Annotated in this window: 24 protein-coding genes and 1 pseudogene; 22 read left to right on the top strand and 3 right to left on the bottom strand. The window is 62.0% G+C overall.

Translation table 11 applies throughout. The features are described 5' to 3' along the window. Window positions 1-241 precede the first annotated feature (241 nt). Window positions 242-403: a hypothetical protein gene (locus tag PMI12_RS29110; protein WP_162130820.1), complete on the bottom strand. Its 162-nt coding sequence runs from the start codon at window positions 401-403 to the stop codon at window positions 242-244. A 592-nt stretch (window positions 404-995) separates the two neighbouring features. Between PMI12_RS29110 and PMI12_RS28295 the strand changes: the two genes are divergently transcribed. Continuing rightward, the gene (locus PMI12_RS28295) at window positions 996-1,631 is read left to right on the top strand and encodes a L,D-transpeptidase (RefSeq protein WP_237726120.1); all 636 of its coding nucleotides are present in this window, start codon (window positions 996-998) and stop codon (window positions 1,629-1,631) included. Between the two features lie 38 nt (window positions 1,632-1,669). On the opposite strand, the gene PMI12_RS19100 is transcribed toward PMI12_RS28295, so the two are convergent. Both PMI12_RS19100 and PMI12_RS19095 read right to left on the bottom strand, forming a co-directional pair. Next, window positions 1,670-2,425 (bottom strand): phosphatase PAP2 family protein, encoded by a 756-nt coding sequence (locus PMI12_RS19100; protein ID WP_007835751.1) that lies wholly within the window; start codon window positions 2,423-2,425, stop codon window positions 1,670-1,672. Between the two features lie 253 nt (window positions 2,426-2,678). Beyond that, complete coding sequence (locus PMI12_RS19095; protein ID WP_042673743.1) at window positions 2,679-3,764, bottom strand: ABC transporter ATP-binding protein; 1,086 nt, start codon at window positions 3,762-3,764, stop codon at window positions 2,679-2,681. A gap of 264 nt (window positions 3,765-4,028) precedes the next feature. On the opposite strand from PMI12_RS19095, the gene PMI12_RS19090 reads away from it, so the two are divergent. The 21 genes and pseudogenes from PMI12_RS19090 to PMI12_RS28820 all read left to right on the top strand — a co-directional run bounded on the left by PMI12_RS19090 (window position 4,029) and on the right by PMI12_RS28820 (window position 23,653). Further along, a complete protein-coding gene (locus PMI12_RS19090; RefSeq protein ID WP_007835749.1) occupies window positions 4,029-5,351 on the top strand; it encodes an ABC transporter substrate-binding protein in 1,323 nt (440 codons plus the stop codon). Between the two features lie 48 nt (window positions 5,352-5,399). Further along, on the top strand, window positions 5,400-7,142 hold the full coding sequence (locus PMI12_RS19085) for an ABC transporter permease (protein WP_007835748.1): 1,743 nt from the start codon (window positions 5,400-5,402) through the stop codon (window positions 7,140-7,142). Window positions 7,143-7,151: 9 nt separating this feature from the next. Beyond that, entirely contained in the window at window positions 7,152-8,237 is a 1,086-nt protein-coding gene (locus tag PMI12_RS19080; protein WP_007835747.1) for an ABC transporter ATP-binding protein, read from the top strand. An 18-nt stretch (window positions 8,238-8,255) separates the two neighbouring features. Further along, the gene (locus PMI12_RS19075) at window positions 8,256-9,137 is read left to right on the top strand and encodes a LysR family transcriptional regulator (protein ID WP_007835746.1); all 882 of its coding nucleotides are present in this window, start codon (window positions 8,256-8,258) and stop codon (window positions 9,135-9,137) included. A 34-nt stretch (window positions 9,138-9,171) separates the two neighbouring features. Further along, window positions 9,172-9,390, top strand: a complete 219-nt coding sequence (locus PMI12_RS19070; protein ID WP_007835745.1) for a GlsB/YeaQ/YmgE family stress response membrane protein — start codon at window positions 9,172-9,174, stop codon at window positions 9,388-9,390. Between the two features lie 119 nt (window positions 9,391-9,509). After that, window positions 9,510-9,767: pseudogene (locus tag PMI12_RS29470) on the top strand (IS3 family transposase); the annotation flags it as partial. An 834-nt stretch (window positions 9,768-10,601) separates the two neighbouring features. Then, complete coding sequence (locus PMI12_RS19060; protein ID WP_007835744.1) at window positions 10,602-10,868, top strand: flagellar biosynthetic protein FliQ; 267 nt, start codon at window positions 10,602-10,604, stop codon at window positions 10,866-10,868. A 14-nt stretch (window positions 10,869-10,882) separates the two neighbouring features. Beyond that, complete coding sequence (locus PMI12_RS19055) at window positions 10,883-11,686, top strand: flagellar biosynthetic protein FliR (RefSeq protein WP_007835743.1); 804 nt, start codon at window positions 10,883-10,885, stop codon at window positions 11,684-11,686. Next, window positions 11,686-12,789, top strand: coding sequence for an EscU/YscU/HrcU family type III secretion system export apparatus switch protein (locus PMI12_RS19050; RefSeq protein ID WP_007835742.1), 1,104 nt, complete (start codon window positions 11,686-11,688; stop codon window positions 12,787-12,789). The genes PMI12_RS19055 and PMI12_RS19050 overlap by 1 nt, the downstream gene beginning before the upstream one ends. Beyond that, window positions 12,786-14,873, top strand: a complete 2,088-nt coding sequence (gene flhA, locus PMI12_RS19045) for a flagellar biosynthesis protein FlhA (RefSeq protein ID WP_007835741.1) — start codon at window positions 12,786-12,788, stop codon at window positions 14,871-14,873. The genes PMI12_RS19050 and flhA overlap by 4 nt, the downstream gene beginning before the upstream one ends. Window positions 14,874-14,892: 19 nt before the next feature. After that, on the top strand, window positions 14,893-15,693 hold the full coding sequence (locus PMI12_RS19040) for a flagellar hook-basal body protein (protein ID WP_007835740.1): 801 nt from the start codon (window positions 14,893-14,895) through the stop codon (window positions 15,691-15,693). A 42-nt stretch (window positions 15,694-15,735) separates the two neighbouring features. Further along, window positions 15,736-16,524 (top strand): flagellar basal-body rod protein FlgG, encoded by a 789-nt coding sequence (gene flgG / locus PMI12_RS19035; RefSeq protein WP_007835738.1) that lies wholly within the window; start codon window positions 15,736-15,738, stop codon window positions 16,522-16,524. Between the two features lie 355 nt (window positions 16,525-16,879). Next, window positions 16,880-17,557, top strand: a complete 678-nt coding sequence (flgA, locus tag PMI12_RS29465; RefSeq protein ID WP_237726119.1) for a flagellar basal body P-ring formation chaperone FlgA — start codon at window positions 16,880-16,882, stop codon at window positions 17,555-17,557. Next, window positions 17,554-18,162, top strand: coding sequence for a flagellar basal body L-ring protein FlgH (locus tag PMI12_RS19025; protein WP_007835734.1), 609 nt, complete (start codon window positions 17,554-17,556; stop codon window positions 18,160-18,162). Before flgA ends, PMI12_RS19025 begins: the two co-directional genes overlap by 4 nt. After that, on the top strand, window positions 18,162-19,310 hold the full coding sequence (locus tag PMI12_RS19020; protein WP_007835732.1) for a flagellar basal body P-ring protein FlgI: 1,149 nt from the start codon (window positions 18,162-18,164) through the stop codon (window positions 19,308-19,310). Before PMI12_RS19025 ends, PMI12_RS19020 begins: the two co-directional genes overlap by 1 nt. 62 nt (window positions 19,311-19,372) lie before the next feature. Beyond that, entirely contained in the window at window positions 19,373-19,756 is a 384-nt protein-coding gene (locus PMI12_RS19015; protein ID WP_007835730.1) for a flagellar basal body protein, read from the top strand. Window positions 19,757-19,760: 4 nt separating this feature from the next. Further along, window positions 19,761-20,240, top strand: a complete 480-nt coding sequence (flgC, locus tag PMI12_RS19010; RefSeq protein ID WP_007835728.1) for a flagellar basal body rod protein FlgC — start codon at window positions 19,761-19,763, stop codon at window positions 20,238-20,240. Next, window positions 20,237-20,605 (top strand): flagellar hook-basal body complex protein FliE, encoded by a 369-nt coding sequence (fliE, locus tag PMI12_RS19005; protein WP_007835727.1) that lies wholly within the window; start codon window positions 20,237-20,239, stop codon window positions 20,603-20,605. The genes flgC and fliE overlap by 4 nt, the downstream gene beginning before the upstream one ends. After that, entirely contained in the window at window positions 20,602-22,098 is a 1,497-nt protein-coding gene (fliF, locus tag PMI12_RS19000) for a flagellar basal-body MS-ring/collar protein FliF (RefSeq protein ID WP_007835726.1), read from the top strand. Before fliE ends, fliF begins: the two co-directional genes overlap by 4 nt. Continuing rightward, window positions 22,098-22,763, top strand: a complete 666-nt coding sequence (locus PMI12_RS18995; protein ID WP_007835725.1) for a hypothetical protein — start codon at window positions 22,098-22,100, stop codon at window positions 22,761-22,763. Before fliF ends, PMI12_RS18995 begins: the two co-directional genes overlap by 1 nt. A gap of 353 nt (window positions 22,764-23,116) precedes the next feature. After that, entirely contained in the window at window positions 23,117-23,653 is a 537-nt protein-coding gene (locus tag PMI12_RS28820; protein ID WP_157632224.1) for a FliH/SctL family protein, read from the top strand.

Below are 23,653 nucleotides of genomic sequence, written 5' to 3'. Positions count from 1 at the left end.
GTGAATCTGTGCGCAGTAAGGAATCGCGCTGCATCAATACGCTGATTGTGTACATGAGCTAGCCCCATGAATGACAAGACACGGTCTATCGCCTATCTTTAAAGATAGGAGCAAAACAGTGAGTGCGACTGGGTATACAGATACCGTCGAAGTGATCCCTTGCAGAGAAACTGGCATGAGCGTGCATCGAACACCGCGTCGCGCGCGCTTTGCTCCACGATGCGGCCGTGCTCCATCACGATCACGCGGCCGCCGATCTGCTCGACGGCCGCGAGGTCATGCTGATGAAGAGGCAAGCCAAGTCGCGGTGCGCCTGCAGGTTCTGGAACAGGCGCAGCATGCTCGGAGCGAGCGAGGCGAATGGGTCCTGGTACTTTGCGGCACGAAGCGTGTCAAATCTCACGATCCACCTGAGTCGCCAACTGCGTTCTGTATGTCCCCGCACAGTCCTTGGCGTTCTTGATCTCAGACTGCGCTCTCGTTGGGAATTGTCCCGCGAGGATTGCCTGTCGAAATGAAACCCAAGGAGATCTAACAATGAAGACTCGACACGCTATGTATCGCATCCTGGTTGCCACCGCCATGGCCTTCGCAATTGCTCCTACGATGGCGCAAGGGGTGGCACCAGCGGCAAAGACAGATATGCCTCCTATTTCTGGCAACGTACAGTTGCCAGCTGGACAACAAAATCAGACTGGCGGTCCCATGGGCGAAACCGGTACGACGCTGCAATCCGGAACACCTGCCGCACGCGCGCAACCACCTGTTCGCGCGGTTGCCCCGGCAGCCGCACCGGCTCGTGTCGTGACGGCAGCGCCGGCCCCTGAGCCCGCACCCGCACCGCGTGTACGCCGCGCTCGCGCCGATCGAGGCTGATCACCTGCAGTCCTCAAACGCGGTCGCCACGTCCGCATAGGGCGGCTGCGCATTTTTCTCTTTTCGTTGCTGACTCATCCAGTCGACCTAGCGTTCTCGCCAGACGGTTCCGGCTGCCTATGAAAAATTCGCTGCTCCTGTCCTTCGTCCTGGCTTGTGCTGCGAGCTTCGCTCAAATAGCCGATGCTGGGGAGCCCGCTGGAGGCGTTGCGGTGCCGGTCGAGGTTCGGCGGCTGGCTCGAGCGGCAATCGATGCACGCGATAGCCAGGGTCTTCCTTTTGCGATTGTTGATAAGAAGAGAGCACGCGTTTTCATCTATGGCGTTGAGGGAGGTCTGCGAGGCGCTTCGCCGGTGTTGCTGGGACTCGCGCATGGCGATGAATCGGTGCCGGGGATCGGGGAGCGAAAGATGTCTGAAATACGGCCTGAAGAGCGCACCACACCGGCCGGGCGTTTCGTCTCGGAACCCGGGGTCAACTTGCAGGGCGAAGACGTCGTTTGGGTCGACTACGACGCAGCAGTGTCCATGCATCGAGTGCGGACAAGCAACAAGGCCGAGCGGCGATTGGAGCGACTTGCATCGACGAACGCAGAAGATCACCGTATCTCCTATGGATGCATCAATGTTCCAGCGCTTTTCTACGACACGCATGTGAAGCCGCTGTTTGGCAATGCGCATGGTGTGATTTACGTTTTGCCAGAGCGAAGGCCGATGCGCGAGTACTTCAAGTTCCTGCCGGATGGCGATAGATGACGCGTCGACCCCGGAGCCTGCCTGGCCGCGCTCAACGATCATCTCTCCAGGTCGAGCAACGCGCGCAGTTCCTTTCGGGCGGCGGCGAAATCGCGTTGATACGCGGGATTCTGCTGAATCAGGACGGCGATCATCGTCGCCAGGCGACGACCCGCTTCGGTATCGCTAGGGTAGTGAACGCCACCGAGGACGCGGTTTTCGCCGAACTCGCTGGCACGCTCAAAGATTCGCGTACGCTTTTCCGGAACCATGTCGGCCAGCACAATCCCGGCGAGGTAGGCAAAGGTCGAGTGACCACTCGGGTAGGAGCCGCTGGAAGAATACCGTGCCACCGGTTGAATGCGCTGATCGAACAGCGGAGGCCGCGTGCGCTGCCATTTTTCCTTTCCCTGCTTGTTGAGACTGCTTTCGGTTCTGTACAGGGTCTCGAACAGCTGGGCGGTCCGCGGCAGGTCTTCCTTCCTGAACCGCTCGCCCATCACATCGGAAAAACGAAAAATACTTTGTTCTAGGTCGGCGATGGATCGTTCCGCCTGCGCCGGCGTGCGCAGCTGCTGCAGCACGAGCATCTGCTCAATTTCGCGTCGAGTGAACGTTTCATCGGGAGGTGGTGCCAGGAAGCGCGTGGTGTCTATCTGCGCTGGATCGAGGTAGGTTTCGTCCTTGACCGGCGAGGCGACGGTCTTCTCGTAGACCCGCGGCACGCCGGCCGGCGGCGGCACTTGCGTCGTGCAGCCGGTGAACAAGAAGGCGACAAGGGATAGCCAGCAAAGCTTGCGGGTGATGATGCGCATTGAGTATCTCCGTTCGTTGTGCGGAGCGACCGCGGATCGGGCGTCCGGCATGGGCAGGACGATCGGGTTCACGGTGCGCGCCCGGTGTGATAGCCCTCGTCAACCGTGGTTGGGGCGGCAGGCGACGCAAAAATAGCAGAGCAGGTGGCATCCTTCCAATCACGTCTTCTGATGACGGCCATAAGGCCATCGCGCTCGGTGCGCTCGGGTCGAGATCAAAGACGCATTGGGGGCGCGAATCCGAGACGAAAAGCTAGGCCGCGAATTGCCGGCACCGAGCCAATTCGATTCCGAGCGTGATGTCGGTACCGACAGCCTGGCGCGATGCGCCGCGATGATGCGGCTCGTCCACCAGCACGGCGTGATCGCCTATTCGCACCCGGTAGCGGATGGCCCTGCCCAGGAATTCGACGTTCTCCACCGTGCCTGCGAGCCATGTGTAGCGGGCGTCGTGCACGTCGTCCTGATGGCCGACTTTCACGGCATGCGGGCGGAAGCCGATGGAGAGCCGCGAGGTGGCGGGTGTGTCCGATCGCAGCGGCACGCGCAGTTCGCCGACACCTTCAACGTCGAGCAGCAGCACGCCACCTTGCCGCGAGCGCACCGAGCCGATGAACAGGTTCCATTGACCAACGGCACGGGCAACGGTCGTGTTGGCCGGGTAGTCGTACAGGCTGGTGGGGCTGCCGACCTGCTGGACGGCGCCGTTGTCCAGCACGGCAATTCGATCTGCCGAGCCGAGTGCCTCTTCCTGATCGTGCGTGACGAGCACGGTCGTGATGCCAAGGTGTTGCTGCAATGTGCGCAGCTGTTGCCGCAGTCCCAGTCTCAGCGTCTTGTCCACGTTGGAGAACGGTTCGTCCAACAACAGCAGTCGGGGCTCGGCGGCAAGGGCCCGTGCCCATGCGACACGTTGCTGCTGCCCCCCCGAAAGCTGGTTCGGTTCACGATCTCCTTGGCCTTGCAGGCCGATGGCACTCAGCCACCGGGAGACCGCGATGCGAACGATGGGCGGTTCGACCCGGCGTTCAATCAGGCCGAAGGCGATGTTCTCTGCCACGGACATATGAGGCCAGAGGGCGTGATTCTGGAACACCATGGCGACCTGCCGGGCCCAGGCGGGCTCCTCGGACACGTCGCGGCCGTCCAGAAGCACGCGGCCCAGGTCAGGCGCCTCGAGCCCGGCGATGACCCGCATCAACGTCGATTTTCCTGAGCCCGACGGCCCCAGCAAGGCAAAGAATTCACCCGGTGCGATGTCGAGGCTGACGTCGTTCAATGCCTTTGCCGGGCCGTGAGAGAAGTGAATGTGACGACATTCCACGCGTACCTTCTTCATGAAGATGTCATTTGGCATGAAAGAGTGGTCCGACGGCGAGTGAAGGGCGGTGCGGTTTCGAGGGCCGATGGTGAAGCGGGAAAGAGGGGAGTATGCAAGGCAATGACGGCAAGGGGCCAGATGGTGGCGACCTGTCGCAGCCACTTGCACGGGCAAACCCGAGTGAGGCTCCCGGCAATGCCTCGAATCAAAAACTGTGATTGGAATGCGTTCCGCCTCGGCCATAAGCTCGGGCCCACTATCACCAAGACAACGGAGACTTCCATGCGCATTGACTTTCGGCCCTTGCTGACGCTGGCCGCCCTCGCTGGTTGCGCAGCGCTGCACGCCGGCACCGTGTCGGTCGTGACATCGTTTCCCAAGGAGCTGACACAAGCGTACAAGACGGCGTTCGAGAAAGCCAACCCCTCGATCAAGCTTGAAATCCTGAACAAGAGCACCACCGCAGGCGTCGCCTATGTCCGCGAAATGCCGGCAGGACAGCGCCCCGACGTCTTCTGGGCTTCGGCACCCGATGCCTTCGAGGTCCTGGTCAACGGGAAACTGCTGGAGCCCATTGCGGCGCTGGCGAATCCGTCCGTCCCCAAGACCGTGGGCAGCTACCCCCTCAACGAGGCCTCGGGGATGTACCTCGGCCAGGCGCTCGGCGGGTACGGACTGATGTGGAACACGCGGTACCTGTCGGCCAACAAGCTTCCTGCGCCCGCGGAATGGAGCGACCTCACCAAACCAATCTATTTCAGCCACGTGGCGCTGAGCTCGCCCTCGCGTTCCGGCACGACTCACCTGACCGTGGAGACAATTCTTCAGGGAGAGGGGTGGGACAAGGGATGGTCGGAACTGCTTCAGATCACGGGCAACAGCGCGGCCATCACGGAGCGCAGTTTCGGCGTTCCCGACGGTGTCAACAACGGGCAGTTCGGCATCGGCATGGTGATCGATTTCTTCGGCCTCGCAGGCAAGTACTCGGGCTTTCCGGTGGAGTTCGCCTACCCGAGCGTCACGGCCATGGTGCCAGCCAACATTGCATTGATCGCCGGTGCCAAAAACGCCGAGGAAGCCAGGAAGTTCATTGTGTTCTCGCTGTCGAAGGAAGGGCAACAACTGCTCGTTGCTCCGCAGATCTCCCGTCTTCCGGTGTTGCCACCCGAGCAACTGAAAATGCCAGCCGGCTTTCCGAACGCCTATGAGGTTGCCAGGCGCACCAAGGTCAAATTCGACGCGGATCTCTCCGCCACGCGCTACAACGTCGTCTCGTCTCTCTTCGACCAGACCATCACCTTTCGGCACAAGGAGCTGAAGGCCGCGACCAAGGCCATTCATGGGGCCGAGGCGGCGCTGGCCCGCAAACCTCATGCGGAGGCGGCCGCGCTGATCAAAAGGGCTCGCAGCCTCGCGTTCACGCCGTTGGTGAGTGCGTCGATGGTTGCCGACAAGGCCTTCTTGACGATGTTTGCGGCCAACAAGAAGGATGCCGAGGCGAACAAGCGGATCACCGGCCTCGAGGGCGACTGGAGCGGCAAGGCGCTGGAAAACTACAACCAGGCGCGGAGCCTGGCCGAGCAGGCCGAGGCCCTCCTCAAGTAACCACAATGTCGTGCAGCGCGGCAATGCCGGGCTGCCATGGAGATCTTCATGCTCGGTCTTTTTCCATCGGATGTGCGGTCAGGCGCGTGGTGCGCTGCAGGTCTGGTTGCCGTCTTCCTGTTGCTGTTCCTCGTCATGCCCGTGGCGTGGGTTTTCTACACCGCGTTCGTGAATGCAGACGGGAGTCCGACGATCGGGCACTTCGTCGCATTCTTTTCCCAGCCGCTGATGCAGGAGGCGTTCTTCAACAGCCTCTATGTGGCCGTGATGTCGACCGTGTTCGCTTCGCTGATCGCGGTGCCGCTGGCCTATTTCACGGTTCGCTTCCAGTTCCGCGGCGCCGCCCTGATCCAGACGCTCGGCGTCCTCCCGCTGATCATGCCGCCCTTCGTCGGTGCGGTGGCGCTGCAACTGATCTTCGGGCGCTCGGGCAGCATCAACCTGCTGCTCAACGAGTACCTCGGGTTCTCGATTCCTCTGATGGATGGGCTGAGCGGCGTGATCTTCGTCGAGTCCATCCACTACTTTCCCTTCGTGCTGATGAACCTCACGCTCGCGCTGCGCAACATAGACGGGGCGATGGAGGAGGCTGCAATGAACCTCGGCTGCCGCGGCTGGCGTCTCTTCTGGCGCGTTATTTTCCCGCTGGCGCTGCCGGGGTTCGTGGCGGGGGCGTCGCTGGTGTTCGTCAAGGTCTTCGACGACCTGGGCACACCGTTGGTGCTGGGCACGACCAACATGCTCGCCCCGCAGGCCTACCTGCGCATCACCCAGGTGGGGCTGGAAGATCCGCTAGGCTACGTGACCAGCGTGATCATGATCGCGTTTTCCATCGCCGCCATGTCGCTGTCTGCACGGATGCTCAAGGGCAAGGACTTCTCGACGATCCAGAAGGGTGGCGGGGCCATTCAGCGGCGCGTGCTGTCACCCGCCGGATCGCTTCTGGCCTATGGGTGGATCGGGCTGGTCATGCTGCTGGTTCTGTCGCCCCACATCGGCGTGCTGCTGCTATCGTTCGGGAACGTGTGGAGCTTCTCTCCCTTGCCGGACGCCTACACCCTCGCGCACTACGCGACGGTATTCCAGGATGCCGGCAGCATGATTGGCAACACGATGCTGTACTGCGGGCTCGCCGCCGGCCTCGACGTGGTGCTCGGCACGACCATCGCCTACCTGCTGCTGCGCACGCGGCTGCCGGTACGCCATTGGCTGGACGTGATAGCAACGGCGTCGCTGGCTGTCCCCGGCCTGGTCCTTGCCATCGGCTATCTGCGCTTTTTCAAGGGTGTGTTGGTCCCTGGTACGGAGGTGCTTCTCACCAGCACCTGGGTCATGATCATGCTGGCTTACGCCGTGCGACGCCTGCCGTATGCGCTGCGGTCGTGCGTGGCGGCATTGCAGCAGATTCACGTCTCGCTCGAGGAGGCTGCCGAAAGCGTGGGGGCGACCAAGGCACGAACCATCCGGCGCGTCGTGGTGCCGTTGATGGCGGGAGGGATTCTGGCGGGCTTCGTCACCAGTTTCATCACGGCTGCCGTCGAGCTGTCTGCCACCATCATGCTGACCACCAGCCAGTCGCAGGCGCCGATGAGCTATGGCATCTACCTGTACATGCAGAGTGTCGCGGGCCGCGGCCCCGGTGCGGCCCTGGGCGTGCTGGCCATCGTCGTTGTTGCGCTGGGTACCTACATATCGCACGTTGTCGTCGAGCGAACCAGCAGCCGGTTCGTCGCGCGACCTGTGGAAGAGGAAGCACCGCTGCCGTTCGGGGCGGTTCCCGCGAAGATCTGAGGAGACATCATGAAAAAAGTAAGTGTCGAGTGCCGCAATCTCCGGCTCGCGTACGGAGCGACGGAAGTCCTGCGGGACGTCAACCTGCTCATCGAGCCTGGCGAGTTCTTTGCGCTGTTGGGACCTTCGGGGTCCGGAAAATCCACTTTGCTGCGGCTCATCGCCGGCTTCAACCAGCATCAGCACGGCGAGCTTCTCGTGGATGGCAAGGACGTCAGCGGCATGCCCCCATGGAAACGCAACATCGGCATGGTGTTCCAGAGCTATGCGCTGTGGCCCCATCTGAACGTGTGGGACAACGTTGCATTCGGACTGGTGGAACGCCGGGTCGGACGGTCGGAAATCAAGCGCAAGGTGGCGGCCGCGCTCGAGACCGTGGACCTGCTGCGCTATGCCAAGCGCAAGCCGAGCCAGCTCTCCGGCGGCCAGCAGCAGCGTGTTGCGCTGGCGCGCACCATCGTCATCGAGCCACAGGTGCTCTTGCTGGACGAGCCGCTCTCCAATCTGGACAAGTCGCTGCGCGTACAGATGCGCCAGGAGCTCCTGGCGTTGCAGAGGCGGCTCGGCATTACCACCATTTTCGTCACTCATGACCAGGAAGAGGCCATGACGACGGCAGACCGCATGGCAATCCTGGATCGCGGCGTGCTGCAGCAAGTAGGCAGTCCCGCGATGCTCTACGACTATCCCGTCAACCCGTTCGTGGCGAATTTCGTGGGGACGATGAACTGCCTCGCCGGCCGCGTCAGCAGCCGCCAGGGCAACACCGTGACGCTCGACATCGACGGCGTGGGAGGTCTGCCGTTCCAGCTCCCGTCGGACGCTCCGGCCTCTGACCGCGTACTGGCAACGTTCAGGCCGCATTCGCTGCGAGTGGATGTCGTCGACGCGGCGCGCGATGCGCGCTTCGTATGGATGCCGGGAACGGTGGAAGCGAGCGAGTTCCTCGGGGAGTTTTCCCGCTATCGCGTGCGGGTCGGAAACCAGGCCGTCGAAGTGGATCAACCGCACTACGCGGGTCTTTCCAAGTTCCCCGCCGGATGCGCGGTGAGTCTCGGGTTAGAGCCCTCCCAAGTGCGTCTTTTCGCAGCCTGACGCGCTTGTTCGTGAACCATGGAGCTCTACCAGATCCGTGCATTCGTCTCTGTGGCCCGGCTGGGCAACGTGACCAAGGCGGCTGATGCACTCCACGTCACCCAGCCGGCCGTGACGGCGCAGATCAAAGGGCTGGAACAGGACCTCGGCATCGCCCTGTTCGTTCGCGCCGGCGGCCGGCTGAGCCTGACCCGGGCGGGGGAGCGCCTGCTTCCCTGTGCGGAGGCCCTGCTGCAGTCCTCGGCCGAGATGCAAGCAACGGCGCAGCGCCTGAAGGGTGAACTCTCAGGGAGCATCGAGTTGGGGGTGCCGGGCGAGACGCCCGAGTTTCTTCGGCTCGGCGCGTTGCTGGGAGGCATGCAGCAGGGGCTGCCTCTGGTAGAGCTTCGTACGCGCAGCCTGCCTTTGCTGCACCTTCTGGATCAGGTGCGGGGCGGTGGATTGTCCTGCGCACTCATCGTGGCACCGAATCCGCCACGCGACGTGCAGTGGCATCCTCTGCGATCGCTCAGCTATCGCGTGGCGATTCCCAATCGGCTGAAGCCCGAGATGCACAGCTGGGGCTGGCGCTTTCTGGCGAGCCTTCCATGGATCGACGGCGCGATCGAATCACATGTCCATCAGATGCTGCGCTCCTTGTTCGAGCAGCAGGGGCTCGATCCCAATGTGGTCCTGCGAAGCGAGGACACCAGCGGACTGGATGATTTTGTTCGCTCAGGCAGCGGCTGCGCGCTCTTGCGGGAGGAGGTTGCCGTGCTGGGTGCCGAGCGGGAAGACTGGATGGTCTGGAGCGCGGCCAGGATCGACGCGCAGTTGTTCTTTGTCACTTCGGCTGAGCGTGCGAGCGATCCGCTGATCGTGGCGATGTCTTCGGTGATCCAGGCAGTCTGGGCTCAATGAAGACGGCGGCCCACCAATATGCACGTGGAGAAGTATGCGCCACTACCTCTGGATGCTCGTTGTCGGAATCAACGTCGCCGCGATCGCACGGCTCTTCATGCCGGGCTCTGAGCACATTGGCAATTTGACGATCGGGACGCTGGGGATCGCTGGATCCCTTGTCGGAGGCGTCATTGCCAATCTGTTCAGCAGGCCTGCCGACGGGGGCCTGGTTCATCCGGAGAATCTGCTCTTTTCAGCGATCGCGCATTGATCTTTCTGTTCGCCTGGAATCACGTCATCCGCTGACCATGCGCAGGGCACTTCGGCTCTTCGTCCGGCACCGGTGGCCGACGGACCCTCTGCATGTGACGAGCCGTTGCATGCGAGACCGGCACTGCGGTGGTGTGGCGTACGGTCGAGCGGCCGATGCGGCGCTGCTAGGCGTGATGCGTGACAAGAGGGTGAAGACCACGATCGGAGGGGCGAGAGCACCATGCCCGCTGGATCGGGTCAACCGGCAGTTCTGAGCGCAGCGCCAAAAACCAGCTGTCGGACAGGGACTTAACCTGAGTGTCCACGTGGCGGGGCTGGTTGTACTTGGCCATCGCGATCGATGTGTGCGCCCGGTGCTTCGTGGGCTGGCTCATCGTCTGAGTAGTCGCACGCTGTTCTTTAAGGTGAAACGCCGGCCCAGCTGTACCAAGGTACCACCTATTATGTTTGCGCGCATCGGAGGTACAAGTGAGCTGAACAGAACAGTGCATGGGAGTGCAGACATGTGAGCCCTGAGTTTCTAGCTCGGCTGGCGCTTGGACCATGGCGCTCCCCGTGCGGCCGGCGCTATGTGGCCATGAAGGAAGGCGATCCCCGAATTTTCTTACTGCTTCAGCCAGGCCCAGCACTGCCTCAATCCGCCGCCACAGGTTGCGCAGAGACAGCATATCCAGCAATTCGTGAGTTTGTTTAGCGATTGCCTGATCTCGTCTAAAGGATTAGTTGCATTAGCCGACCCCGTACGAATCGGCAGCCTTACGCTGACGTCCTGGCACGACGTTGAAATCAGGTCCACGGTGCGAACTTAGCGAGATCCCCACACGCCGAAATGTCGCGGCGCTGCGACAGTGACGCGTTCTTTTTTTCGTGATCGTACGGACTGTCGTGATAAGAATTAATTAAATAGTGCTCAATAACTGATGTGCATCTTTTACTTAAGTGCACAGTCGAGAAATAGCCTGGAAACATTTGTTCTTCCTTGTAAGCCGAAGGTGTATCCTTCGCGTAGGAGAAGGACTACGAAGCTTTTCGCGTCAAACGCGGGTTTCGCCGGATAGTTGACAAGCCATCACGCTTTTGATCGGCAAGATCTCTGCAAAACAGCAGCCCTCCCAAGTTTCATGTAGCAAAAATTCAGAAGTGTTTCGGGCGAGGCCACGCCGGAACAAGGCTGCGATCAAGCGATTGCGGTCCAGCGGAGAGACTGAGATGCATGCGGATTTAGCGTTGAAGATGATGTCGGACCTGTTTTGGACCGGCCTGCTCATATGCGTGCCGCTGCTCGGCTTAACAATGCTCGTCGGCGTCCTAATCAGCGTGGTCCAGGTGGTTACGCAAGTGCAGGAAATGTCGCTGACATTCGTGCCGAAGCTTTTCACGGCAGCCGCGGTGATGATCGTGGCGGGCCCGTGGATGCTGCGCAAGCTGACCCAATTCACTGTGCAGCTGTGGAGCGGAATTCCCGCTCTGTTCTGAACACCGCGGCGGCCGTGAACATCGCAACATTGCCCGGGGGCATCGATCCCTCGTGGATCATTCTTGTCGGGCTGCTCGCGCTGCGTGTGGCGGCGACTTTCGTCATGACGCCTGTGCTTTATGCCGTGCCGCTCCCTGCAACGGTGCGAATGCTCTTGGTCGTGGGCCTCTCCGTGGCCCTGGCATCTGGCATCGCAGCGCCAACCAAGTTGCCATCGGAATGGAGCGCACTCCTGCCGGCCGCCTTGAGTGAGCTTGCTCTGGGCGCTGTGCTGGGGTTGGGCATCTTGCTCGCCTTCGGCGCCTTTTCAGTCGCCGGACAAGTACTCGACGCTCAGCTTGGATACAGCATGGCGCAGATCGTCGACCCGGTCACCCGCAGGCCTGTGCCGATCCTCACGACCGCCTTCGCCTATATCTCGGTTGTGGTGTTCTTTCTGGTCAATGGACATCACGCGTTGTTGCGCGGCATCGCGTACAGCGTGGATCGTTTCCCGGTCGGTGCGCCGTGGTCGATTGCGCACGCTGTAGCGCCTGTGCTCAAGCAGGCGGCCGGGTTGTTCAGCCTGGGATTTGCTCTCGCCGCTCCCGTGGTGTTCTGCATCCTGCTGGTGGAGTTCGCTCTGGGGGTGATCGGGCGGAACCTTCCGCAAATGAACATGTTTGCGATGGGCATCCCCGTCAAGATCATCGTTGGACTTGTGGCGCTGTCGCTCTGGTTTACGGGTGTTGGTAGCGTGATGACGCGGGTGTACGCCAGCATCGCAACGAGCTGGGACGAGATCTTCACCTCGGCGCCACAGCGGGGAGTACGTTGATGGCCGAACAGGATTTGGATCGCAACGAGGCGGCAACGCCTTATAAGCTTCAGCGCGCACGTGAGCGTGGGCAGGCGGCGAAGAGCGCTGATGTTGTCAGCGCGCTGGTCTTTGCCGTAGCTGCTGTGTATCTGACATGGCGCGGGTTGGGCTCCGTCACAGCGCAGTTTCGATTTGATCAAGCTGTGTTGATTCAGGCGGGGCGCATGGACCCTTCGGGCGCAGGGCTGTGGCCCCTGATTGAGCGCGCCCTGCGTGCGGCCGTCGTGCTGTCTGCACCATTCTTTGCTGCAATGATGTTGGCCGCAGTCGTCGCCAACATGATGCAGACCGGGCCAATCATGTCTTTCGACCCCGTCAAGATCGACTTCGACCGCATCAATCCCGTCAACGGATTGAAAAAGCTGTTCTCAATGCGCGTGCTGTTTGACGCTGCTCGCGCGCTGATCAAGCTCTTCCTCTTGGGCTTCGTGGCTATCTTGGCTCTCAAAGCGCTCTTGGGGCAGTTTTACGCGCTGGCGTCTCTTTCCCCCGTGGGCTATCTGCGCACGCTGCTGGACGATCTGTCGAGTGTGGCGCTGAAGATGGCCCTTGTGCTTGGGCTGATCGCGCTGCTGGACCTGATATACACGCGACGCGAGTTCGCCAAGAAGATGCGCATGAGCCAGCGCGAGAGAAAAGAAGAGGTAAAGCAGCGCGAAGGCGATCCTCGCATTCGCGCCCGCTTGCGCGAGCTTCGCCGAGAAACCTTCAAGCGCAGCATGGCGCTGAGGCAGACGCGCAATGCAGATGTCGTGATCACAAACCCGACTCACATCGCTGTGGCGCTCAAGTACGAACACGGCCGCATGGTGTCTCCGCAGCTGCTCGCCAAGGGCGCCGGCCACATGGCGGCGGCAATGCGCGAGATCGCTGCGCGTCATCAGATTCCTGTCGTTCAGAACCCGCCGCTGGCGCGACGGCTTTACAAGGAGCTGGCCGTAGATCATGTGGTGCCGCCCGATCTGTACGCCCAAGTGGCCCGAATCATCGTCTGGGTTTTTGCCATGCGCGAGCAGCGGCAAGGACGCAGTGTCAACGCAACGGTGAGGAGCGCGTCGTGAACGCCATCGGCCGCGTGCTGGGAAAGCACAGCGATATTGGGCTCGTCGTGCTCGTCCTTGGCGTGCTCGTCGTGTTGTTCGCGCCCATCCCTAGCGGGCTGCTCGACTTCCTGATTCTGAGCAATTTTGGATTTGCGTTCCTGGTGTTGCTGCTGACGTTTTACATGGCGCGGCCCGTGGAGTTCTCGACCTTCCCGTCGCTGTTGCTGATCGCGACATTGTTCCGTCTGTCCCTCAACGTTGCTGCCACTCGACTGATCCTCTCGGACGGCGACGCAGGCCGGGTCATCGGTGCCATCGGTGCCTTCGTGGTGGGCGGAAACTACGTCATCGGCCTCATCGTCTTCTTGATCCTCATCGTGGTGCAGTACGTGGTCGTGACCAGCGGTGCACAGCGCGTGTCGGAAGTTGCGGCGCGGTTCACGCTCGACAGCATGCCTGGTCAGCAGATGAGCATCGATGCGGATCTCAACATGGGCTTCATCGATCAGGCAGAGGCTCAGCGACGTCGCAAAAACATCGAGAAGGAAGCTGGCTTCTATGGCGCGATGGACGGCGCCAGCAAGTTCGTCAAGGGAGACGCGATTGCCGGCATCATCATCTTGCTGATCAACATCATCGGCGGACTGGTGATCGGTGTGATGCAGCATGGCCTTCCCTGGGCTCAGGCGCTGCAGACCTATACCTTGCTGACCATTGGCGACGGCATCGTCACCCAGGTGCCCGCTCTGGTGATCGCGGTGGGCACCGGCATCATCGTCACGCGCTCATCATCGGATGTCAATTTGAGCCGTGAAGCACTGCGTCAGGTGAGCTCGTTTCCGAAGACTTTGCTTCTGGTCGCCATGGCATTGGGCGGGCTGATCCTGTTGCCAGGCATCCCAGCCGTGCCCACGCTTGTGCTGTCTCTGTGCTTCTTGTTTGCCGCGATCATGCTCTACCGCAGCGCGCGTCTGAAGGCCTCTGAAAGCGAGCCGACCTCAGATGTCGATGGCGAGATCGCATCTGAAGGAATTGATGGAGTCGCGAACGTCAAGGGCGACGACCCGTACGCCCAACTGCACGTCGAGCCGATCGAAGTCCACCTAGGCAGCAACTGGGTGCCCGTGGTCAACCAGCCGGGCAGTGTCTTCATGGAGCGGGTTTCTACCTTCCGTAAGCAGCATGCTCAGGAATTCGGCCTTGTACTGCCGCGTGTGCGTTTCAAGGACTCCGCGCGCTTGTCCTTCGACCGATACGAGATCCATCTGGATGGCGTCATGGTGGGCAAAGGAGAGGCGCGCGCGGACAGGCTGCTCGCAATTCATCCGTCCGGCGATACCAAGTCCGTGCCCGGAGAACCAACGCGAGATCCCACGTATGGCCTGCCAGCGCTGTGGATCGAGGAGAACCAACGGGAAGCGGCGACCCTGGCGCGCTACACGCTCGTGGACGCCCCCACGGTCTTTATGACGCACCTCACCGAGATGCTGCGTCGGGAATCCGCCACGCTGCTCACCCGCGCGGAGGTTGACCGACTCCTTGCGCGCGTGCGTCAAAGCCAGCCCGGTTTGGTTGAGGAACTGATTCCAACAGTCCTGTCATCAAGCGATGTGCAAAAGGTCCTGCAGAACCTGCTGCGTGAAAAAGTGTCGATCCGCCACATCGATGCAATCCTTGAAACGCTTGCAGACGCCGGTCGTACCACGCGCGAGGCGGGGCATTTGACGGAGATTGTCCGCCAGCGGCTTGGGCACGCGATTTGTCAAGGCCTGCTGGGCGAGGCTACTGCGCTGCAGGTCTTGACGCTCGACCCCTCTATCGAAAGCCAGTTCTTGCAGAGCATTCATGTCGCCACCGCTGATGGCGGGGCACAACCGTTCGTGCTTGATCCACGTATGTCGGAGCAGCTCATGAAGCGTCTGGTGCAGCAAGCCGAACGCATGATGAAAAGCAACCTCTTGCCGGTGCTGCTTTGCGCGCCCGAGTTGCGACGGCATGTCCGGGCCCTCGCTGAACGCGTGATGCCGCACCTCAGGGTGCTCTCGATGGCCGAAGTGCCCCACACAGTCGAGCTGAAGTCGTTCGGCATCGTTCAACTTTAAAGATTATGAGAGACAAGCGATGAGCGACGTACTCGCGATCACTCTGAACGGAATGCAACAGGACATGGCGCGCGTGGAGCGTGTCAGCATGAACATGGCCAACGCCACAACGCCGGGCTACAAGCGTGAGGTCGCTAGCAGCCTGCCTGTGGGTGCTACAGCGTTCGCCGACGCAATGCGCGGTGTCGATGCTGCACGAGGTGCCGCGCGCTCGACATCCCCGGGGTTGCCGTCTGCGAGCTTGGCTGCAGCTGGCAGCTTGCTGATCCAGACGGATGATCGGGCGGGTACGCTGAAGACCACAGGCCAGAACTTGGACGTCGCGCTGGCCACACCGGGCTTCTTCGAAGTCTCCACCGACGCGGGTTTGGGATACACACGGCTCGGTAGTTGGCAGCTCGACGGGCGCGGCAGGCTCGTTACTGCGCAAGGTAACCCTGTGATGGGCATCGGCGGCGAAATCGTGCTGACCCGACCCAATCCGGTGATCGACGCGTCGGGGCAAGTTTTCGAAAGCAAGCCCGGCGGCGGGACCGAAGCGACGCCGGTCGGGCAACTGAAGGTGGTTCGCTTTGACAAGGGCTCGAACCTCGAACACCTCGGCAACGGCCTATTGCGCACCGACGCAGCGCCGCTGCAGCTGACTGACGCTGAGATTCAGCTGCGCCAGGGGTTCATCGAAAACTCGAACGTCAACTCCATGCAGGAGATGACGCAGTTGATCCAGTCCATGCGCCACTTCGAGTCGATGCAGCGCGTTGCACTCGGCTACGACGAAATGATTGGTGGTGCGGTGCGCAAGCTCGGCGATCTCTCATGAACTGCTGCCCGACAAACGTCCAATCTCTAAAGGCTTTTTCTCATGTTTGATGCTCTCTACATCAGTGCGACTGGCATGCAGGCGCAGCAACTCAACGTCGACACCATCGCGAACAATCTGGCCAACGTCAACACAGCAGGGTTCAAGAAGGGCAAAGTGGGTTTTTCAGACCTGATGGTTCGTGAAGCCGGCCGGCTGCTTCCCTCCCAGGAAGATGCCGGCATCCTGGCTGCAGAGAACCGATTGGGTGCGGGCGTTGGGATTGCAGCTGTCTCCAAGCTCTTCGACATGGGCGAGTTGAAGAAGACCGAGTCTGCCTATGACCTGGCGATCCAGGGTGAAGGTTTTCTCGAGGTGACCATGCCTGATGGATCCAGTGCCTATACCCGGGGTGGCACCTTCAAGATCAACAAAGATGGATTACTGGCCACGTCCGGCGGTTTCCCGCTGAAGGCCAACGTGGCCGTTCCCGACAACGCGCAGAACCTGCAGATTGATGGCGATGGGCGTGTGCGCGTCCAGGTGGCGGGGCAGAGCGCACCCGTGGAGGTGGGGCAGCTCGATCTGGTGCGGTTCACGAGCCCTTCGGCGCTGTCGCCTCAGGGCGATGGTCTTTACCGGTCAAGTACCGGATCGGGCGATGCAATTGCCGGCAAGGCGAGCGAGGATGGCATGGGCAGCTTCGCGCAAGGCTTTCTCGAGGGGTCGAACGTCAAGCTCAACGAAGAGATGGTCAATCTCATGGTGGCTCAGCGTGTGTACGAGGCCAACGTGAAAGTCATGCAGGCGTCGGATGAAATGCTCGGGATGATCAATGGCCTGCGCAAGTAGTCTGCGGCGAATCTGCGGAGGCCTCCTCGGCATGGCGACGGTCACAGTGGTCGCCGCTGCCGGCGCACCGTCTGTCCCTGCCTCATCGATCCGCGATGTGCCGGTGTCGATTGAACTACGGCCGCGGGTCCAGGTAGAGGGGGCCAGCGTCCGGCTCGGAGATATTGCGTTCCTTACAACGCGGGATCTTGGCACTCTGCGCAAGCTCATGGCAGTCCCTATTGGCGCGGCCCCACGTGCGGGCGCGCCCATTGCCGTAGATCGCAATACTGTCATGCGCTGGGTGGAATCTCGGAGCGCCGTCCAAGCGGGAGATGCAGTCTCGTCGCTCCGTTGGAGCGGCGCCGGCGAAACATTGATCGAAACCGCCGCGCAGGATTTGGCGGGCGAAACCGTGGTTGATGCTGCGCGCTCAGCACTGTTGAAGTGGCTGCAGCTGCGCAGCTTGCATGCGGACGTGCAATCGGTTTCAACGGTTCGTGACCTTGTCCTCCCGGCGGGTCAACCGGTGCTGCGCGTTCGTCCTATTGCTGACCAGGCTCAGCCTGCGCGGCGGATGCTGGTCTGGGTCGATGCCTGGGTGGGCGACAGATTCGTTCGCACGACGGCTGTGGCGTTCGAAGTCAACGCCTGGGCACAAGCCACGGTCGCGACGTCGCCGATGACCGCCGGTGCTCAAGTGGACGGTGTGGTACTCCGTGGCGCAACTGAAACCCGCGAAGTGGACCTGACGGCGCTTCCAAGCGGACGCCCAGCTCGCCTCGAAATCGCCGACGGCGGCTCACAACGGCTTCGCAAGCCGCTTAAGCCTGGTGAGGTGCTTACCGACGCGCATCTTCAATCGACCCCGTCGGTGACTCGTGGAAACTGGGCGCAGCTTCTGGCCCGCAGTGGTGACGTGTCAGTGGAGAGCCGCGTGGAGGTGCTCCAGGACGGGCGTCCTGGGCAGTTCGTGCGCGTGAAGGTGCCGGGTTCAAGTGGTGAAGTGCTGGCACGGGTGACGGGTCCTGGGCAAGTCGAGGTGCAACCATGAAGTTGTCGCCACTGCTTCGGCGATCGCAATGCACGCTTCTTGCCGTGCTTTGCATCGCCAGCGCATGTGCTGCGGTGCCGGCATTCGCTGAGAGCTTGTACCAAGAGGGCAGCTTCAGGCCCCTGACGGCGGACAACAAGGCCTTCCGCGTCGGCGATTCACTGACCATTCAGGTCTTTGAGAACTCGTCAGCCACCACCAGCGCAAATACCGGAACGCGCCGTGCGAATGACATCGCAGGTTCGGTCACGCAGACGGGAAACCGCATCGTCGGCCAGCTCGGTATTGGCGTGAGCGGCGATTTCGATGGAGGAGGGCGCACGCAGCGAACCAACAAGTTGCTCGCGACGCTGACGGTGACTGTGAAGGACGTGCTCCCGAACGGTGAGCTGCGTGTGGCCGGAGAGCAGTTGCTCACGGTCAATGACGAACTGCAGAAGGTGAACCTGGAGGGACGCGTGCGGCCTCAGGACATCTCTGACGGGAACGTCGTGCTTTCCACAAGGCTGGCGGACGCGCACATCACCTATGTGGGTGAGGGCGACGTCTCCGACCGCGCACGCCGCAGCGCGTGGCGAAAGATTTTCGATTGGCTGGGACTGTGATGCATCGTTCAACTTCCTGGTTCCCAGCGCGTTTGCTGTGCGGCCTATTTGCAGTTGCACTTGGCCTTGGCCCTGCGGTAGCGCAGGCCGCAGCACCCGACACGGTCCGGGTGAAGGACCTGGGCAAGCTCAAGGGGTGGCGCGACAACGCGCTCTTCGGCACCGGCATCGTGACGGGCTTGGCGGGTACGGGAGATTCGCCATCGAACCGGACGACCCGCCAGTCGCTGGCCAATGTGTTGTCGCAGTTCAACCTGACCATCGCGCCGGAGGCCGTCCAAAGCCGCAACGTCGCAGTCGTCATGGTGAGTGCTTCGCTGCCGACATTTGCACGCGAAGGTGACACGCTCGATGTCACCGTGAGCTCGGCTGGCGACGCGCGAAGCCTCGTTGGTGGCACCTTGCTAGTGACGGCACTGAAGGGTGCGAACGGACGTGTCTACGCGTTGGCGCAAGGCGGCCTGTCGGTCGGCGGCTACCGTTACGACGCCAACGGCAATGTCGTTCAGAAGAACCACCCGACCAGTGGAGCGATTCCCAACGGTGCAACCGTGGAGGTCGGCGTGAACGCTTCGATGCTCGATGAGCGCCAGAACGTGACTTTTGTGCTCTCCGAGCCGGACTACACCACGGCAAGTCGCGTGGCGGATGCGATCAACAGGCAGCTGGGCACCGGCATGGCGAAGGCCCGCGACGCCTCCGGCATCGAGATCGCTGTGCCGCCCGCACAGCGTGACGAGCTCGTGACCTTGTTCACGCGCATCGAGAACGTCACGGTCGAGCCGGATCGACGCGCCAAGGTGGTCATCAACGAGCGCACAGGAACGGTTGTCTCAGGCGGCGATGTGCGCATCTCGCGCGTCGCGATCTCGCACGGTGACATCAAGATCGCGATCTCGAGCCAGAACTCGGCCTCTCAGCCCTACAACGTGATCAACGGCGGGCCGGACATTCGAACGGCCATCGTGACCAACACGCGGGTCGATGTCGACGAATCCAACGGCACAGGGTTCGTGACCGGAAGCAACACCGTGTCCGATCTTGTTCGGTCGTTGGCTCGGATGAAGACGAGCACACGGGATGTGATCTCGATTCTGCGTGCTGTCAAAGCGGCGGGTGCCTTGCACGGCGAGCTCGTCGTGCAGTAGCCGCGACAACGCCAGATCCTGCTTAGACGTTCAACGCATTTTCCAAGCATGTGGAGAAAAGAATGACGGATGGAATTGAGGCCGTGACCCGATCGGCGCTGGCCCTGGCGCTCGATGCAGCCAGCATGCGCCAGCAAGCGATCGCGGCGAACATTGCCAACGCAAACGTCGTGGGCTATGTGCCCCAGAGAATCAGCTTCGAGGCCCAGATGGTCGAGGTGCAGCGCAGCATGGAGCAGTCCGGACGCATCGACGCATTTGCACTCGCGCAAGTGCGTCCAAATATCGAGCCGGCGGTTGACGATGCTGGCGTGCCCAGACAGGTTCAGCTCGACGTCGAGGCTGCCGACATGGCACGCAACGCCGTGCACTACCAAGCCCTGGTCAAGGGCCTCTCGCGTCATTTTTCACTACTCTCAATGGCTGCCAGCGACGGCAGGAAATAAGGCCATGGACTATTCCCGATCCTTTGCCATCAGCGCCATCGGCATGAACATCGAGCGCACCCGCGTCGACGTGGCGGCGTTGAACTTGGCCAACGCCAACACCGTACAGGGTGTTGGTGGAGTGAACTACCAACCGCTGCGCGTCATCGCCGAGTCACGTGCCGCTTCAGCCGCTGCGACAGGCTCGCGTGACAGCGCGGCCTTTGGCGCGCTGGTCTCCCAGGGACTTGGCGTGCAGGACCTGGCAGCCAGTGGTGCGCCTTTTGTGCAGGTCGTGCCAACCAACGCACCACCGCGGCTGGTCTACGAGCCCGGTCACCCGCTGGCGAACGACAAAGGCTATGTTTCGTATGTCGCCGTTGATACCGCAACCGAGATGGTCAGCATGATGAGCGCGACGCGAGCCTACGAGGCCAACGTGTCGGCGATGAATACGACGCGCATGCTGGCTCTGCGCGCGCTTGATATCGGGAGCAATGCATGAGCGCGTTTCTGCCGGTTGAAGCCCTTTCGGCACTGTCACCGCAGGCGCAATCCATGGTCGCCATTGCGCAAGCCGGCTCGTCCATGCAAGCCGCGGGCGCGACCGACCCTGCGCATTTGGCGAACGCGGCGGACGTATCCGCGACGGGATCTTTTGGAAACATGGTCTCCGAAGGACTCTCGCAGATCAACAGCAAGCTGGTGGACAGCGAAGTCGGACTGCAGAAACTTGCGATCGGGGACGCGCAGAACCTGCACCAACTCATGATCAACCTTGAGGAAAGTCGCTTGTCCTTCCAGGTGATGATGCAAGTGCGCAGCCGGCTGCTTGAGGCCTATCAAGACATCATGAAGATGCCGATATGAAATTTTGGCAAGGATTGACACAGCGCGCCCGCGCCGGATTGATTGGTGGCGTTCTGATCATTGTGTTGGGCGTCGCGCTGGCTGCATGGTGGGTGTTCCGCACTGAGTACCAGGTTCTCTTTTCGGAGCTCAAGCCGCAGGACGCGCAAGCGATGACGACCGAGCTGGAGCGTCTGAAGATTCCTTACCGTCTCGGCGACAACGGCACCGCGATTCTGGTGGACAAGACCACCGTGCACGCGACGCGCATCAAACTGATGGGCAAGGAGTTGCCGCTGCAGGGCGCGGTGGGTCTGGAGCTGTTCAACAACACGGACTTCGGCATGACCGAGTTCGCTCAGAAGATCAACTACCAGCGCGCGCTTCAAGGCGAGCTTACGCGCACCATTCAGTCGCTGGCAGAAGTGCGCGAGGTCCGTGTGCTGCTGGCATTGCCCGAGCAGGGGTTGTTTAAGCAGGCGACTGCGAAAGCGAAAGCCTCGATCACATTGACGATGCGCCAAGGGCAAATGCTGCGCCCGGAGCAGGTGGCCGGCGTTCAGCGCCTGGTCGCTGCGGCGGTACCGGGCATGGCGACGCAGGACGTCACCATCGTGGATGGTCACGGCGTCGCACTCACACGCGCGGATGCAGGCAACGGCGACGTCGACGCCAATGCTGCGCGGCTGGATCTGAAACGCGACACCGAGGCATATCTGGTGCGTAAGGTGTCGGCAGTACTGGATCGCAGCTTCGGCCAAGGACAGGCGCTTGCCAGCGTTGATGTAACGCTAAACATGGATCAGATACGCACGACAACGGAGGATGTGCTGCCTGCGGCCTCACGCTCAGGCCTGCAGGCAACGGGTGTGGTCGTGCGCGAGCGCGAGGTGCTTCGTGATGGCGGCGGCGCCGACACGCGTGCGATCGATACTGCCGCACCGCGCGCAGGCAGCGCGCAGCGCGACGTGGAGTACGCGGTGGGTCGGCGCGTCGAGCAGGTGGTCAGCCAGCCGGGCTCCATTCGTCGTGTGCAAGTCGTCGCGGTGGTCCGAAAAGCATTGGACGTCGCGCAGGAAGAACAACTGCGAAAGGTGCTCGCGGCGGCCGTTGGAGCTTCGATAGAGCGCGGCGACACCGTGGTCGTCCAATCGCTTTCGTCGCAGGCGATCGCGCTACCGGAGTCTGGCGTGCCCGCAGCTGGTGGCAACCCCGAATCGCCGGCAACGGAGGGAGCGAGTACGGCCACAACCGTCTCACAAGCGCCGGATACAGGCGAGCTGGGCTGGCTTCGGTGGCTTCTGGCCGTTGCGTTGGCCGTTGCGGCAATCGCCTGGATTGTGCGCGCTGCGTGGCGCGACCGGCTGCATGTTGCCGTTGGTGGAGCAGGAGCACCGAGTGCGGCGCTCAGCGACGCCGAACGTGCTGCAGCATTGAGCCGCGTGCGTGATTGGCTGAATGAACCAAGTCCTGCATCCGCCAGCACTGCGGGCAACACGCGAAGGAACGGCTGATGGCTTCGCTGGTTGGTGGCTCGGTCGTTGGAGCGGATATGCCTGCCGGGATATCGGGCTATGGGGCCGCTATGGCGTCGTTGCCTCAGGAAACCGGCGGCGCGCGCCATGCGGCGCTGCTGCTGCACGCGATGACGCCCTTGGACCGCGGATGGATGTTGAATGCGCTTCCGGTTGGCGAGCGCGAAGAAATGCGCAGGCTGCTCGCGGAATTGGAGGCGTTGGGCATCGAGCGGGACGCTACGCTTATCGCGGAGGCCACAGCGCACGTACAGGCAGGCTCTGCCGTGTCTGACGAATCCATGCTCATGACGCTCGACGAGTCGGGGGTTCAACGTGCCGTCGAGTATCTTCGCGCAGAGCCCGTGGGGCTCATTGCCCATTGGCTGCAGATAGCAGCCTGGCCTTGGCGCGATGCGCTTCTGTTCGCAATGGAGCCTGTTCAGCGCCGACGCTTGGAGGGCGCAATGGCGGAACAGTCGTCTGCAGTGGACGGTTTTGCAGTTCCGTCGGGCTTGCGAGCGGCGCTGATCGAGGGCGTGGCCCAGCATGTCCGTTCAGCACCAGCGGCTGCAAAGTTGCCCCCAGCGCCGTGGAAAAGAATCAGACAGTCGTTCTCGCGCCTTTGGGGCCACGGCGCGTCCGCAAGGAGCACTCGGAAATGACGGCAGTACTACCTCAGCGGGAGGGACTGCCAAGCGGCAGCGAAGAGCTGTCGTCAGTGCGAGTCCTTCGCGATGTTGTATTGCAGGGCCAGGTCTCGCCGGGGCGCCCACGCCCTGCCATCACGCAACCACCTCGCGCGACTACGGAGGCTCCGGTGCGTTTGGCCGCACAGCGAGCACCAGTTGCCGGCGAGGCGGCAGCGTCCGTCCCTGTGTCGGTCTCAGTCGCCGCTAACGCAGTGCCCGCGAGAGACCAAGAGGCCGGATACCGGCGTGGTCACGAAGAAGGGCTCGCCAAGGGGCTGGCCGAAGGAAGAGAGCGAGCGGCAGACGAGGCCCGACAAGCCGGTGAATTGGCCACTCGCAAGGCACAGCGCGAATTGGCCGAGCGCACTGAAAGCCTCAACCGGGAGCTCACGCAGCAAGCACAGGTCGCTTATCAGGCGCGGGTCAAGGTCCTCGCCCAACTGATCGAGGCGCTGCCTCAGCAAGTCGAGGCACGGCTCGCGGCCGCCGAGGAAGACATGCTTGCGTTGTCCTTCGAGGCAGTCTGTCGGGTGCTCGGCGACCACGTCGTCACAGCCAACGGTCTTCGCGCGCAACTGTTGCAGTCGGTGCGCGCGATGCGCGGGCGCCGGCTGGTGGCTGTGCACCTTCATCCCGACGACTTGGCGACCTTGGAAAGAGAACCCGATGCGGCAGCTGACCTCCTGGCGAACGAGGCCATCGAATGGGTGGCGGATGCAGAGATGACGCTGGGTGGGTGCATCGTGCGCTCTCCGGAAGGCGGCCTTGACGCGCGCCTTGACACGCAGCTGGGCGCTCTGCGCGATCTGTTGCTGCGGTCAAGGGCCGCACCGCCTAGCACTCCTTCGAGCGGGACGGCCTGA

The sequence above is a fragment of the Variovorax sp. CF313 genome (assembly GCF_000282635.1).
Taxonomy (GTDB): Bacteria; Pseudomonadota; Gammaproteobacteria; order Burkholderiales; family Burkholderiaceae_C; genus Variovorax.
Note: the sequence above shows the minus strand (reverse complement) of the source record. Positions and strands in the feature narration are given on the sequence as shown.

Excerpts from the sequence above, each read along its gene's own strand:
- PMI12_RS28295 (WP_237726120.1), top strand. The coding sequence starts at position 996 with ATGAAAAATTCGCTGCTCCTGTCCTTCGTCCTGGCTTGTGCTGCGAGC.
- PMI12_RS19100 (WP_007835751.1), bottom strand. The coding sequence starts at position 2,425 with ATGCGCATCATCACCCGCAAGCTTTGCTGGCTATCCCTTGTCGCCTTC.
- PMI12_RS19095 (WP_042673743.1), bottom strand. The coding sequence starts at position 3,764 with ATGAAGAAGGTACGCGTGGAATGTCGTCACATTCACTTCTCTCACGGC.
- PMI12_RS19090 (WP_007835749.1), top strand. The coding sequence starts at position 4,029 with ATGCGCATTGACTTTCGGCCCTTGCTGACGCTGGCCGCCCTCGCTGGT.
- PMI12_RS19085 (WP_007835748.1), top strand. The coding sequence starts at position 5,400 with ATGCTCGGTCTTTTTCCATCGGATGTGCGGTCAGGCGCGTGGTGCGCT.
- PMI12_RS19080 (WP_007835747.1), top strand. The coding sequence starts at position 7,152 with ATGAAAAAAGTAAGTGTCGAGTGCCGCAATCTCCGGCTCGCGTACGGA.
- PMI12_RS19075 (WP_007835746.1), top strand. The coding sequence starts at position 8,256 with ATGGAGCTCTACCAGATCCGTGCATTCGTCTCTGTGGCCCGGCTGGGC.
- PMI12_RS19070 (WP_007835745.1), top strand. The coding sequence starts at position 9,172 with ATGCGCCACTACCTCTGGATGCTCGTTGTCGGAATCAACGTCGCCGCG.
- PMI12_RS19060 (WP_007835744.1), top strand. The coding sequence starts at position 10,602 with ATGCATGCGGATTTAGCGTTGAAGATGATGTCGGACCTGTTTTGGACC.
- PMI12_RS19050 (WP_007835742.1), top strand. The coding sequence starts at position 11,686 with ATGGCCGAACAGGATTTGGATCGCAACGAGGCGGCAACGCCTTATAAG.
- PMI12_RS19040 (WP_007835740.1), top strand. The coding sequence starts at position 14,893 with ATGAGCGACGTACTCGCGATCACTCTGAACGGAATGCAACAGGACATG.
- flgG (WP_007835738.1), top strand. The coding sequence starts at position 15,736 with ATGTTTGATGCTCTCTACATCAGTGCGACTGGCATGCAGGCGCAGCAA.
- PMI12_RS19025 (WP_007835734.1), top strand. The coding sequence starts at position 17,554 with ATGAAGTTGTCGCCACTGCTTCGGCGATCGCAATGCACGCTTCTTGCC.
- PMI12_RS19020 (WP_007835732.1), top strand. The coding sequence starts at position 18,162 with ATGCATCGTTCAACTTCCTGGTTCCCAGCGCGTTTGCTGTGCGGCCTA.
- PMI12_RS19015 (WP_007835730.1), top strand. The coding sequence starts at position 19,373 with ATGACGGATGGAATTGAGGCCGTGACCCGATCGGCGCTGGCCCTGGCG.
- flgC (WP_007835728.1), top strand. The coding sequence starts at position 19,761 with ATGGACTATTCCCGATCCTTTGCCATCAGCGCCATCGGCATGAACATC.
- fliE (WP_007835727.1), top strand. The coding sequence starts at position 20,237 with ATGAGCGCGTTTCTGCCGGTTGAAGCCCTTTCGGCACTGTCACCGCAG.
- fliF (WP_007835726.1), top strand. The coding sequence starts at position 20,602 with ATGAAATTTTGGCAAGGATTGACACAGCGCGCCCGCGCCGGATTGATT.
- PMI12_RS18995 (WP_007835725.1), top strand. The coding sequence starts at position 22,098 with ATGGCTTCGCTGGTTGGTGGCTCGGTCGTTGGAGCGGATATGCCTGCC.